This window comes from Streptomyces sp. NPDC058373, assembly GCF_042723275.1.
GTDB lineage: Bacteria > Actinomycetota > Actinomycetes > Streptomycetales > Streptomycetaceae > Streptomyces.
Map to the genome: position 1 here is coordinate 182191 of NZ_JBHXJE010000003.1, position 13468 is coordinate 195658.

The following is a 13468-nucleotide window of genomic DNA, read 5'->3' on the forward strand; positions in this document are numbered from 1 at the left end:
CACGGCCACGACCCGGAATTCAGGTGAGGACGCGTGACGGACGCCGTGGGCTCCATCGACATGCCTGATGCCCAGGACGACGATGGCAAGAAGAAGAACCGCAAGGGCGGCAAGCGCGGCAAGAAGGGCCCCTTCGGCCGCCTCGCGCTCTTCTACCGGCAGATCGTCGCCGAGCTCCGCAAGGTCGTCTGGCCGACGCGCAGTCAGCTCACCACCTACACGACGGTGGTCATCATCTTCGTCGTGATCATGATCGGTCTGGTGACCGTGATGGATTACGGCTTCACCAACGCCGCGAAGTACATCTTCGGCTGAGCCCAGAAGCGAAGGGCGCCCTAGGGCGCCCCTTTCGCGCGTTCCACCCTTTGTATCCAGGAAGAAGCAGCCACCGTGTCTGACCCGAACCCGAACGACGTGGTCGAGCCTCAGGGCGCTACCGAGTCCACTGAGGACGAGCTCGGCATTGTCGAGTCGGCGGACGCCGTGCACCCGGACCAGGCCGAAGCTGCCGACGCCGCCGCGGGCGTGCCCGCCGAGGAGGACGCCGTCAGCGTCGAGTCCGGCGAGGCGCTCACCGAGGACACCGCCGGTGAGCCCGAAGCCGTCGCCGACACCTCCGAGGAGACCGCGACCGCCGAGGCCGACGACGAGGCTCCCGCCGAGGAGCCCGAGCCGGTCGACCCCATCGCGGCCCTCCGCGACGAGCTGCGGCTCCTGCCCGGCGAGTGGTACGTCATCCACACCTACGCCGGTTACGAGAACCGCGTGAAGACCAACCTCGAACAGCGCGCCGTCTCGCTCAACGTCGAGGACTACATCTTCCAGGCCGAGGTGCCGCAGGAAGAGGTCGTCCAGATCAAGAACGGCGACCGCAAGACCATCCGTCAGAACAAGCTCCCCGGCTACGTGCTGGTGCGCATGGACCTGACCAACGAGTCGTGGGGCGCCGTCCGCAACACCCCGGGCGTCACCGGCTTCGTCGGCAACGCCTACGACCCGTACCCGCTGACCCTGGACGAGATCGTCAAGATGCTCGCCCCGGAGGCCGAGGAGAAGGCCGCCCGCGAGGCCGCCGAGGCCGAGGGCAAGCCGGCGCCGCAGCGCAAGGTGGAGGTCCAGGTGCTGGACTTCGAGGTCGGCGACTCGGTCACCGTCACCGACGGCCCCTTCGCCACCCTCCAGGCGACCATCAACGAGATCAACGCCGACTCGAAGAAGGTCAAGGGCCTCGTCGAGATCTTCGGCCGCGAGACCCCGGTCGAGCTCAGCTTCGACCAGATCCAGAAGAACTGAGCGCACCGGCCACCCGGCCGGGCCGCGCAGTCGCTGGACCACACGCCTCCGACCAGGTCAGACGGGCTTCACAGCCCGTCTGACCTGTCGGTTTTTGGTCGCACCGCGATACCCGTTATCGTGGTGCGGTATGCCTCCATCCGGATGAACCGGGTGAAGGCGGAAAACTCTCACTAGGACCCGGAGAGAGCAATGCCTCCCAAGAAGAAGAAGGTCACGGGGCTGATCAAGCTCCAGATCCAGGCCGGCGCGGCCAACCCGGCTCCGCCGGTCGGCCCCGCGCTCGGTCAGCACGGCGTCAACATCATGGAGTTCTGCAAGGCGTACAACGCGGCGACCGAGTCGCAGCGTGGCTGGGTCATCCCGGTGGAGATCACGGTCTACGAGGACCGTTCCTTCACCTTCGTGACGAAGACCCCGCCGGCCTCGCGGATGATCCTGAAGGCCGCCGGCGTGGAGAAGGGCTCGGGCGAGCCGCACAAGACCAAGGTCGCGAAGATCACCGACGCGCAGGTCCGCGAGATCGCCACCACCAAGATGCCCGACCTCAACGCGAACGACCTGGACCAGGCGGCCAAGATCATCGCCGGTACCGCTCGTTCCATGGGCATCACGGTCGAGGGCTGACCTCAACCCCGCCTGACCTCTCTGTGGCAGGGCCATGCGCCGGCCCGTACCACGACTCCACCCTGTCCGGCACCGCCGGACGTAACTGCCAGGAGCAGAAGTGAAGCGCAGCAAGACTCTCCGCGCTGCGGACGCCAAGATCGACCGGGACAAGCTCTACGCCCCGCTCGAGGCCGTCCGTCTCGCCAAGGAGACCTCCGCGACCAAGTTCGACGGGACCGTCGAGGTCGCCTTCCGCCTGGGTGTCGACCCGCGCAAGGCCGACCAGATGGTCCGCGGCACCGTGAACCTTCCGCACGGCACCGGCAAGACCGCCCGGGTCCTGGTCTTCGCGACCGGTGACCGTGCCGAGGCCGCGCGTGCCGCGGGCGCCGACATCGTCGGCTCCGACGAACTGATCGACGAGATCTCGAAGGGCAACCGCCTCAACGAGTTCGACGCCGTCGTCGCCACCCCGGACCTCATGGGCAAGGTCGGCCGTCTCGGCCGCGTCCTCGGCCCGCGCGGTCTGATGCCGAACCCGAAGACCGGCACCGTGACCCCGGACGTGGTCAAGGCCGTGAACGAGATCAAGGGCGGCAAGATCGAGTTCCGCGTCGACAAGCACTCCAACCTCCACTTCATCATCGGCAAGGTGTCCTTCGACGACACCCAGCTCGTGGAGAACTACGGCGCGGCCCTGGACGAGATCCTCCGTCTGAAGCCGTCCGCCGCCAAGGGTCGCTACATCAAGAAGGCCGCCGTCGCCACCACCATGGGCCCCGGCATCCAGGTCGACCCGAACCGCACCCGCAACCTCCTCGTCGAGGAGGACCCGGCCGCCGTCTGATCCCCGTGATCACCGGCAGGCCAGGTCGCGCACGCGTCCGAAGGACCGGTCCCCAGCAGCTCTCCGGCTACTGGGGGCCGGTCTTTTTCGCGTACGGGAGTGTCGTACGTGTGCGGTACGGTGCAAAGGAAAAGCAAAGCGTGTCCGGGGGGACCGGTCACCGACAGACCAAGTAGGGGTGGGGACAGTGGGGAAGCAGAACCTGGCGCGCCGTGTGGCGGTGCCCGCGGCGGCCGTGGCGATGGTGCTCGGCCTGGCGGCCTGCGAGGGCGGCGCCAGCGAGGGCAAGGGCGACGGCAAGGCCGCGGAGAGCGCGCCGAAGGCGATGTCGCGGGCGGACGCCGGCAAGGCGCTGAACGCCGCGTACAAGAGCACCAGCGAGGCAAAGTCGGCCAAGGTGAAGATGACCATGTCGATGCCGGAGGGGGCCCCCGGCGGCGGCGACATGGAGATGTCCGGCGTCATGGGCTGGGACCCGACCGTGCTCGACATGACCATGTCCGGCTCGGCCCTCCAGGAGTCCGACCCGACGGCGCCCCGGTCGAGCCGCGTCATCATGGACGGCGAGGTCATGTACGTCGACATGGGGGCCGAGGCCGCCAAGGAGATGGACGGCCGCCGCTGGATGAAGATGGACCTCGGCGAGCTGGCCGAGCAGATGGAGAAGTCCGGCGAGGCCGGCGGGGGCGAGATGGCCAAGGCCATGACGGGCGGCCTGGAGAACATGAACCAGGACCCGGCCCAGCAGATCGCCGTGCTGATGGAGTCGCCCAACCTCAAGCACGTCGGCCCGGCCAAGGTCGGCGGCGAGGACACCCAGCACTACAAGGGCACGCTCTCCGTCAAGGAGATGCTGGACGCCAACACCGCCTTCGACGGCCTCCCCGCCAAGGACCGCGAGGAGATCGTCGCGGCCATGGAGAAGTCCGGCCTGGAGGGCTACCAGACCCAGGTCTGGGTCAACGGCGACGACCTCCCCGTGAAGATGGACGTCACCATGGAGTCGCCCGAGGGCGACATCCGCGTCGTCCAGACCTTCTCCGACTACGGCGCCGCCGCCAAGGTCGACGCCCCGGCCGAGAAGGACACCCTGGACTTCATGGACCTGCTCAAGGAGCTCGAGGAGACGGGCGCCGGAGCCTGATCCGCCGCTCCGGGCGGGGTCCGCGGACCCCGCCCGGAGGCCGTGCTTCCGGGCGATTTGCCTCGTGGCGCCCGGCTCCCGTACTCTTCCCCAGAAGCCAAAGACCGCTGGTCGTTACCGTCTGCTCCTCGGAGAGGGCGGTGGCCGAAGGATCCGCTCACGCGGACGACCTGCGCAGGTGACTGTGGATGTGCTCCTGGACGTATCGCGTTCAGTGGAGCTCACGCCCCGTGCGCCTGCGCCGGGGCGTTTTTCGTCTTACGCAGACTTCTCTGCCCGACGTCCTTCCTCACGTGCCTGATCCAGACGGTCCCAGTGCTGTACGAGGCTGATCGCAAGGTCAGTCGAGGATCATCACCCCGGAAGGAGGCCGAGGCTCATGGCGACGTCCGACAAGGTCGCAGCCGTCGAGGAGATCACGGACAAGCTCCGTAACTCCAACGCCGCTGTCGTGACCGCGTACACCGGACTGTCCGTGGCGCAGCTCAAGCAGCTGCGCCGTTCTCTCGGCGAGAACGCTCAGTACCGAGTGGTGAAGAACACGCTGACCAAGATCGCGGCCAAGGAGGCCGGGGTCGAGCTGGACGAGCACCTCACGGGCTCGACGGCTGTCGCCTTCGTGACCGGTGACCCGGTCGAGGCGGCGAAGGGTCTTCGTGACTTCTCCAAGGAGAACCCCGCTCTCGTCATCAAGGGCGGTGTCCTTGACGGCAAGGCGCTGTCCGCCGACGAGATCAAGAAGCTTGCGGACCTCGAGACCCGCGAGGTTCTGCTCGCCAAGCTGGCGGGCGCTCTGAAGGGCAACCAGGCCAAGGCCGCGGCTGTCTTCCAGGCGCTCCCGCAGAAGTTCGTCCGCACCGCGGACGCGCTGCGTGCCAAGCGCGACGAGCAGGGCGGTGCCGAGTAATTCGGCTCGCGTAATGACCTGGGGCCCTCCCGGCTCCCGGTCGCAGCGGGCCCGCGTACGCCCGCCGACATGTACATCCGGCACCTGCCGAATTAGTGGAAGGACGCCATCATGGCGAAGCTGTCCCAGGACGACCTGCTCGCGCAGTTCGAGGAAATGACCCTCATCGAGCTCTCCGAGTTCGTGAAGGCGTTCGAGGAGAAGTTCGACGTCGAGGCTGCCGCCCCGGTCGCCGTCGCCGCCGCCGGCGCCCCGGGCGCCCCGGCCGAGGCCGCCGAGGAGCAGGACGAGTTCGACGTCGTCCTCACCGGCGCCGGCGACAAGAAGATCCAGGTCATCAAGGTCGTGCGTGAGCTGACCTCGCTGGGTCTGAAGGAGGCCAAGGACCTCGTGGACGGCACCCCGAAGCCGGTCCTGGAGAAGGTCACCAAGGAGGCCGCTGAGAAGGCCGCCGAGTCCCTCAAGGGCGCCGGCGCGTCCGTCGAGGTCAAGTGACTCCTCCGAGTCTCTGACTCGTCCGCCCAGCCCCTCACGGGGGCAGGCGATCTGTTTCCGAAGGCGATCACCCATCCGGGTGGTCGCCTTCGGGCGTGATCGGGCCGGGGTCCTTGCGCCCTGCTCACCTGCGGGTATGGTGATCTTCGTCGTGCCGTCCGGCGACCGGCGGGTGCCCGCGTGAAGGAGCCCCGGCCAGGGGTCGGGAGGCGGCAGGCGAGGCGGTTCCGTACCCGGTTCGGGCGTCGGGGCCTTGACGAACAGCACGCCGCGCGCAATTCTCAGGACGCGTCGTCACACCGATCCGGATACCGAGGCATGGATCGGCGGCGAAGAGGGCAGTGTTGATATGCGTCCATCAGGGCGCGAGGGCATCGTGGAGTTGAGAACAGCGAGGGTCTTTGACCATCCAGGTCACCCGCACTGGACATCAGTGAGCCAATTGGCTACACTGACCCTTTGCGCTGCCTGTTAGCTGCCTCCTGCCCGTCACCAGGGGCATGCCCTTGCTTGAGCACTGTGGACTGAAACCGCCCTGACCTGGGATTTCTTCCGCTGTGTCGGCTCGGGACCGGTACGCGCGTAGTGAGTCCGAGCCCTCGGAAGGACCCCCTCTTGGCCGCCTCGCGCACTGCCTCCGCGAATTCGAACAACGGCGCCAGCACCGCCCCGCTGCGCATTTCCTTTGCAAAGATCAAGGAGCCCCTCGAGGTTCCGAACCTTCTTGCCCTCCAGACCGAGAGCTTCGACTGGCTGCTCGGCAACGACGCATGGAAGCACCGGGTCGAGGCGGCTCTGGACAGCGGACAGGACGTCCCCACCAAGTCCGGTCTGGAGGAGATCTTCGAGGAGATCTCCCCGATCGAGGACTTCTCCGGGTCGATGTCGCTGACCTTCCGCGACCACCGCTTCGAGCCCCCGAAGAACTCCATCGACGAGTGCAAGGAGCGCGACTTCACCTTTGCCGCGCCGCTCTTCGTCACCGCTGAGTTCACCAACAACGAGACCGGCGAGATCAAGTCCCAGACGGTCTTCATGGGCGACTTCCCGCTCATGACCAACAAGGGCACCTTCGTCATCAACGGCACCGAGCGTGTCGTCGTGTCGCAGCTCGTCCGCTCGCCCGGCGTCTACTTCGACTCCTCCATCGACAAGACGTCCGACAAGGACATCTTCTCCGCCAAGATCATCCCCTCCCGGGGTGCCTGGCTGGAGATGGAGATCGACAAGCGCGACATGGTCGGCGTCCGCATCGACCGCAAGCGCAAGCAGTCCGTCACCGTCCTCCTCAAGGCTCTCGGCTGGACGACCGAGCAGATCCTCGAGGAGTTCGGCGAGTACGAGTCGATGCGCGCCACCCTGGAGAAGGACCACACCCAGGGCCAGGACGACGCGCTGCTCGACATCTACCGCAAGCTGCGTCCGGGCGAGCCGCCCACGCGTGAGGCCGCCCAGACGCTGCTGGAGAACCTCTACTTCAACCCCAAGCGCTACGACCTCGCCAAGGTCGGCCGCTACAAGGTGAACAAGAAGCTCGGCGGCGACGCGCCCCTGGACGCCGGCGTGCTCACCACCGACGACGTCATCGCCACCATCAAGTACCTGGTCAAGCTGCACGCCGGCGAGACCGAGACGACCGGCGAGAACGGCACGCAGATCGTCGTCGAGACCGACGACATCGACCACTTCGGCAACCGCCGTCTGCGTAACGTCGGCGAGCTCATCCAGAACCAGGTCCGTACGGGTCTCGCCCGTATGGAGCGCGTCGTGCGTGAGCGCATGACCACGCAGGACGTCGAGGCGATCACGCCGCAGACCCTGATCAACATTCGGCCGGTCGTCGCCTCCATCAAGGAGTTCTTCGGCACCAGCCAGCTGTCGCAGTTCATGGACCAGAACAACCCGCTCTCGGGTCTCACCCACAAGCGCCGCCTCTCGGCGCTCGGCCCGGGTGGCCTCTCGCGTGAGCGGGCCGGCTTCGAGGTCCGTGACGTGCACCCCTCGCACTACGGCCGCATGTGCCCGATCGAGACCCCTGAAGGCCCGAACATCGGCCTGATCGGCTCGCTCGCCTCCTACGGCCGGGTCAACGCCTTCGGCTTCGTCGAGACGCCCTACCGCCGGGTCACCGACGGCATCGTCACCGACGAGGTCGACTACCTGACCGCCGACGAGGAGGACCGCTTCGTCATCGCCCAGGCCAACGCCGGGCTGACGGAGGACCTCCACTTCGCCGAGGACCGCGTCCTGGTCCGCCGCCGTGGCGGCGAGGTCGACTACGTCCCCGGTGACGACGTCGACTACATGGACGTCTCGCCGCGCCAGATGGTGTCGGTCGCGACCGCCATGATCCCGTTCCTGGAGCACGACGACGCCAACCGTGCCCTCATGGGCGCGAACATGATGCGTCAGGCCGTTCCGCTCATCAAGAGCGAGGCCCCGCTCGTCGGCACCGGCATGGAGTACCGCTGTGCCACCGACGCCGGTGACGTGCTGAAGGCGGAGAAGGACGGTGTGGTCCAGGAGGTCTCCGCGGACTACATCACCACCACCAACGACGACGGCACGTACACCACGTACCGCCTCGCCAAGTTCTCCCGCTCCAACCAGGGCACCTCGGTCAACCAGAAGGTCGTCGTCGACGAGGGCGACCGGATCATCGAGGGCCAGGTGCTCGCCGACGGTCCTGCCACCGAGCAGGGCGAGATGGCGCTCGGCAAGAACCTCCTCGTGGCGTTCATGTCGTGGGAGGGCCACAACTACGAGGACGCGATCATCCTGTCGCAGCGCCTCGTCCAGGACGACGTCCTCTCCTCGATCCACATCGAGGAGCACGAGGTCGACGCCCGTGACACCAAGCTCGGCCCCGAGGAGATCACCCGGGACATCCCGAACGTCTCCGAGGAGGTCCTCGCCGACCTCGACGAGCGCGGCATCATCCGCATCGGTGCCGAGGTCGACGCCGGCGACATCCTGGTCGGCAAGGTCACGCCCAAGGGCGAGACCGAGCTGACCCCGGAGGAGCGCCTGCTCCGTGCGATCTTCGGTGAGAAGGCGCGCGAGGTGCGCGACACCTCGCTGAAGGTGCCGCACGGCGAGACCGGCAAGGTCATCGGCGTCCGCGTCTTCGACCGCGAGGAGGGCGACGAGCTTCCCCCGGGCGTGAACCAGCTGGTCCGCGTCTACGTCGCCCAGAAGCGCAAGATCACCGACGGTGACAAGCTCGCCGGCCGTCACGGCAACAAGGGCGTCATCTCGAAGATCCTGCCGATCGAGGACATGCCGTTCCTGGAGGACGGCACCCCGGTCGACATCATCCTCAACCCGCTCGGCGTGCCGTCCCGAATGAACCCGGGACAGGTCATGGAGATCCACCTCGGCTGGCTCGCCAGTCAGGGCTGGGACATCTCCGGTGTCGACACCGAGTGGGCCGAGCGGCTCCAGGCGATCGGCATCGACCGGGTCGAGCCGGGTACCAACGTCGCCACCCCGGTGTTCGACGGCACCCGCGAGGACGAGCTGGCCGGTCTGATCGACCACACCATCCCCAACCGCGACGGTGAGCGGATGGTGCAGTCCTCGGGCAAGGCGCGGCTCTTCGACGGCCGCTCCGGCGAGCCGTTCCCGGACCCGATCTCCGTCGGGTACATGTACATCCTCAAGCTCCACCACCTGGTCGACGACAAGCTGCACGCGCGCTCGACCGGTCCCTACTCGATGATCACCCAGCAGCCGCTGGGTGGTAAGGCCCAGTTCGGTGGTCAGCGCTTCGGTGAGATGGAGGTGTGGGCGCTGGAGGCTTATGGCGCCGCGTACGCCCTCCAGGAGCTGCTGACGATCAAGTCCGACGACGTGACCGGCCGTGTGAAGGTCTACGAGGCCATCGTCAAGGGCGAGAACATCCCCGAGCCCGGCATCCCCGAGTCCTTCAAGGTCCTCATCAAGGAAATGCAGTCGCTCTGCCTCAACGTGGAGGTGCTGTCCTCGGACGGCATGTCCATCGAGATGCGCGACACCGACGAGGACGTCTTCCGCGCGGCGGAGGAGCTCGGTATCGACCTGTCCCGGCGCGAGCCGAGCAGCGTCGAAGAGGTCTGACGGGCCTGGCCGGGCCTCGCTCCACCGCGAGGCCCGGCCGCCCCGGACCCGTACAGACCATGATGTGAGCCCCGTTCCGCCTCCGGGCGGAGGGGCACGAACCCTGAAAGAGGGATTGACGACAAAGTGCTCGACGTCAACTTCTTCGACGAGCTGCGGATCGGCCTGGCGACCGCGGACGACATCCGACAGTGGTCCCACGGCGAGGTCAAGAAGCCGGAGACCATCAACTACCGCACCCTCAAGCCGGAAAAGGACGGGCTCTTCTGCGAGAAGATCTTCGGTCCGACCCGGGACTGGGAGTGCTACTGCGGCAAGTACAAGCGCGTCCGCTTCAAGGGCATCATCTGTGAGCGCTGCGGCGTCGAGGTGACCCGCGCCAAGGTGCGCCGTGAGCGGATGGGCCACATCGAGCTCGCCGCTCCCGTGACCCACATCTGGTACTTCAAGGGCGTCCCCTCGCGCCTGGGCTACCTGCTGGACCTGGCGCCGAAGGACCTCGAGAAGGTCATCTACTTCGCCGCGTACATGATCACGTTCGTGGACGAGGAGCGCCGCACCCGCGACCTGCCGTCGCTGGAGGCGCACGTCTCCGTCGAGCGCCAGCAGATCGAGAACCGGCGCGACGCCGACCTCGAGGCCCGCGCCAAGAAGCTCGAGACCGACCTGGCCGAGCTGGAGGCCGAGGGTGCCAAGGCGGACGTGCGCCGCAAGGTGCGCGAAGGCGCCGAGCGGGAGATGAAGCAGCTGCGCGACCGTGCGCAGCGCGAGATCGACCGTCTCGACGAGGTCTGGAACCGCTTCAAGAACCTCAAGGTCCAGGACCTGGAGGGCGACGAGCTCCTCTACCGCGAGCTGCGTGACCGCTTCGGCACGTACTTCGACGGCTCGATGGGCGCCGCCGCGCTGCAGAAGCGGCTGGAGACCTTCGATCTGGACGAGGAGGCCGAGCGCCTCCGCGAGATCATCCGGACCGGCAAGGGCCAGAAGAAGACCCGTGCGCTCAAGCGCCTCAAGGTCGTCTCCGCCTTCCTCCAGACCAGCAACAGCCCCAAGGGCATGGTCCTGGACTGTGTCCCGGTCATCCCGCCGGACCTGCGTCCGATGGTGCAGCTCGACGGTGGCCGCTTCGCGACCTCCGACCTGAACGACCTGTACCGCCGCGTCATCAACCGCAACAACCGCCTGAAGCGGCTTCTCGACCTCGGCGCGCCCGAGATCATCGTGAACAACGAGAAGCGCATGCTCCAGGAGGCCGTCGACGCGCTCTTCGACAACGGCCGCCGCGGCCGCCCCGTCACGGGCCCCGGCAACCGTCCGCTGAAGTCGCTCTCCGACATGCTCAAGGGCAAGCAGGGCCGCTTCCGCCAGAACCTCCTCGGCAAGCGTGTGGACTACTCCGCGCGTTCCGTGATCGTCGTCGGTCCGCAGCTCAAGCTGCACCAGTGCGGTCTGCCGAAGGCGATGGCGCTGGAGCTCTTCAAGCCGTTCGTGATGAAGCGCCTGGTCGACCTGAACCACGCGCAGAACATCAAGTCGGCCAAGCGCATGGTCGAGCGTGGCCGCACCGTGGTGTACGACGTCCTCGAAGAGGTCATCGCCGAGCACCCGGTGCTGCTGAACCGCGCGCCCACCCTGCACCGCCTCGGCATCCAGGCCTTCGAGCCGCAGCTGGTCGAGGGCAAGGCCATCCAGATCCACCCGCTCGTCTGCACCGCGTTCAACGCGGACTTCGACGGTGACCAGATGGCCGTCCACCTGCCGCTCTCCGCGGAGGCGCAGGCCGAGGCCCGCATCCTGATGCTGTCCTCGAACAACATCCTCAAGCCGGCCGACGGCCGTCCGGTCACCATGCCGACCCAGGACATGGTGCTGGGCCTCTTCTTCCTGACCACCGACGGCGAAGGCCGCGGTGTGAAGGGCGAGGGCCGTGCCTTCGGTTCGACCGCCGAGGCGATCATGGCGTTCGACGCGGGCGAGCTGTCGCTCCAGTCGCGCGTCGACATCCGCTTCCCGGTCGGCACCATCCCGCCGCGCGGCTGGACCCCGCCGGTCGCCGAGGAGGGTGAGCCGGAGTACCAGCCGGGCGACAGCTTCCGGCTGAACACCACGCTGGGCCGCGCGCTCTTCAACGAGCTGCTGCCCGAGGACTACCCGTTCGTCGACTACGAGGTCGGCAAGAAGCAGCTCTCCCAGATCGTCAACGACCTGGCCGAGCGGTACCCGAAGGTCGTCGTCGCGGCGACGCTCGACAACCTGAAGGCCTCCGGCTTCCACTGGGCCACCCGGTCCGGCGTCACCGTGGCCATCTCGGACGTCGTCGTCCCCGAGGCCAAGCGGAACATCGTCACCTCGTACGAGGCCCAGGACGTCAAGGTCCAGAAGCAGTACGAGCGCGGTCTGATCACGAAGGACGAGCGGACCCAGGAGCTCATCGCGATCTGGACCAAGGCGACCAACGAGGTCGCCGAGGCGATGAACGACAACTTCCCGAAGACCAACCCGATCGCCATGATGGTGAACTCGGGCGCGCGCGGAAACATGATGCAGCTGCGTCAGATCGCCGGTATGCGTGGTCTCGTGTCGAACGCCAAGAACGAGACGATCCCTCGTCCCATCAAGGCGTCGTTCCGCGAGGGCCTCTCGGTCCTCGAGTACTTCATCGCCACCCACGGTGCCCGTAAGGGCCTCGCGGACACCGCCCTGCGTACCGCCGACTCGGGTTACCTCACCCGTCGTCTGGTGGACGTCTCGCAGGACGTCATCATCCGCGAGGAGGACTGCGGCACCGAGCGCGGTCTCAAGCTCAAGATCGCCGACCGCGGTGCGGACGGTGTCCTGCGCAAGACCGAGGACGTCGAGACCAGCGTCTACGCCCGCATGCTGGCCGAGGACGTCGTCGTCGACGGCAAGGTCATCGCGCCGGCCAACGTCGACCTCGGTGACGTCCTCATCGACCAGCTGGTCCTGCACGGCGTCGAGGAGGTCAAGACCCGCTCGGTCCTGACCTGCGAGTCGGCCGTCGGCACCTGTGCGTACTGCTACGGCCGTTCGCTCGCCACCGGCAAGCTGGTCGACATCGGTGAGGCGGTCGGCATCATCGCCGCCCAGTCCATCGGTGAGCCCGGTACCCAGCTGACGATGCGTACCTTCCACACCGGTGGTGTGGCCGGTGACGACATCACCCAGGGTCTGCCCCGAGTCGTCGAGCTCTTCGAAGCCCGTACGCCGAAGGGTGTCGCCCCGATCTCCGAGTCCGCCGGACGCGTGCGGATCGAGGAGACCGAGAAGACCAAGAAGCTCGTCGTCACCCCGGACGACGGCAGCGACGAGACGGCCTTCCCGATCTCGAAGCGTGCCCGTCTGCTGGTGGGCGAGGGCGACCACGTCGAGGTGGGCCAGAAGCTCACCGTGGGTGCCACCAACCCGCACGACGTGCTGCGCATCCTCGGCCAGCGCGCGGTGCAGGTGCACCTCGTGGGTGAGGTCCAGAGGGTCTACAACTCGCAGGGCGTGTCGATCCACGACAAGCACATCGAGATCATCATCCGGCAGATGCTCCGCCGGGTGACGATCATCGAGTCGGGCGATGCCGAGCTGCTGCCCGGCGAGCTGGTGGAGCGGTCGAAGTTCGAGACCGAGAACCGCCGTGTGGTCACCGAGGGCGGTCACCCCGCCTCCGGCCGTCCGCAGCTCATGGGTATCACCAAGGCCTCGCTCGCCACCGAGTCGTGGCTGTCGGCGGCGTCCTTCCAGGAGACGACCAGGGTCCTGACCGACGCGGCGATCAACGCCAAGTCGGACTCCCTGATCGGCCTCAAGGAGAACGTCATCATCGGTAAGCTCATCCCGGCCGGTACGGGCCTGTCCCGCTACCGCAACATCCGGGTCGAGCCGACCGAGGAGGCCAAGGCCGCGATGTACTCGGCCGTCGGCTACGACGACATCGACTACTCGCCGTTCGGCACCGGCTCCGGCCAGGCCGTTCCGCTGGAGGACTACGACTACGGTCCGTACAACCAGTGAGCTGGTAGGCCGGTAAGGCTGTGAAGGGCGGTCACCCCCTCGGGGGTGG

9 protein-coding genes are annotated in these 13468 nt (G+C 67.2%); all 9 read left to right on the forward strand.

Annotated elements, in window-relative coordinates:
• Positions 1-33 precede the first annotated feature (33 nt).
• The 9 genes from secE (at position 34) to ACFWMZ_RS03570 (ending at position 13419) form a co-directional block, all read left to right on the forward strand.
• On the forward strand, positions 34-315 hold the full coding sequence (gene secE / locus ACFWMZ_RS03530) for a preprotein translocase subunit SecE (protein WP_383172504.1): 282 nt from the start codon (positions 34-36) through the stop codon (positions 313-315).
• Between the two features lie 75 nt (positions 316-390).
• Positions 391-1293 carry a transcription termination/antitermination protein NusG gene (gene nusG, locus ACFWMZ_RS03535; protein WP_383172502.1) on the forward strand — a complete coding sequence of 301 codons (903 nt, stop codon included), beginning with the start codon at positions 391-393 and terminating at the stop codon, positions 1291-1293.
• A gap of 192 nt (positions 1294-1485) precedes the next feature.
• Positions 1486-1920, forward strand: a complete 435-nt coding sequence (rplK, locus tag ACFWMZ_RS03540) for a 50S ribosomal protein L11 (protein ID WP_003948662.1) — start codon at positions 1486-1488, stop codon at positions 1918-1920.
• Between the two features lie 100 nt (positions 1921-2020).
• Positions 2021-2749 (forward strand): 50S ribosomal protein L1, encoded by a 729-nt coding sequence (gene rplA, locus ACFWMZ_RS03545; RefSeq protein ID WP_383172500.1) that lies wholly within the window; start codon positions 2021-2023, stop codon positions 2747-2749.
• 187 nt (positions 2750-2936) lie between these two features.
• Positions 2937-3893: a hypothetical protein gene (locus tag ACFWMZ_RS03550; RefSeq protein WP_383199369.1), complete on the forward strand. Its 957-nt coding sequence runs from the start codon at positions 2937-2939 to the stop codon at positions 3891-3893.
• A gap of 379 nt (positions 3894-4272) precedes the next feature.
• Entirely contained in the window at positions 4273-4800 is a 528-nt protein-coding gene (gene rplJ, locus ACFWMZ_RS03555) for a 50S ribosomal protein L10 (RefSeq protein ID WP_383172496.1), read from the forward strand.
• A 111-nt stretch (positions 4801-4911) separates the two neighbouring features.
• Complete coding sequence (rplL, locus tag ACFWMZ_RS03560) at positions 4912-5295, forward strand: 50S ribosomal protein L7/L12 (RefSeq protein WP_030697570.1); 384 nt, start codon at positions 4912-4914, stop codon at positions 5293-5295.
• A gap of 615 nt (positions 5296-5910) precedes the next feature.
• Positions 5911-9393 carry a DNA-directed RNA polymerase subunit beta gene (rpoB, locus tag ACFWMZ_RS03565; protein WP_383172493.1) on the forward strand — a complete coding sequence of 1161 codons (3483 nt, stop codon included), beginning with the start codon at positions 5911-5913 and terminating at the stop codon, positions 9391-9393.
• Between the two features lie 126 nt (positions 9394-9519).
• Positions 9520-13419 (forward strand): DNA-directed RNA polymerase subunit beta', encoded by a 3900-nt coding sequence (locus tag ACFWMZ_RS03570; protein WP_383172490.1) that lies wholly within the window; start codon positions 9520-9522, stop codon positions 13417-13419.
• Positions 13420-13468: the final 49 nt, after the last annotated feature.

Coding starts and splice junctions, on each gene's coding strand:
- rplJ (WP_383172496.1), top strand. CDS start 4,273: ATGGCGACGTCCGACAAGGTCGCAGCCGTCGAGGAGATCACGGACAAG.
- rplK (WP_003948662.1), top strand. CDS start 1,486: ATGCCTCCCAAGAAGAAGAAGGTCACGGGGCTGATCAAGCTCCAGATC.
- rplL (WP_030697570.1), top strand. CDS start 4,912: ATGGCGAAGCTGTCCCAGGACGACCTGCTCGCGCAGTTCGAGGAAATG.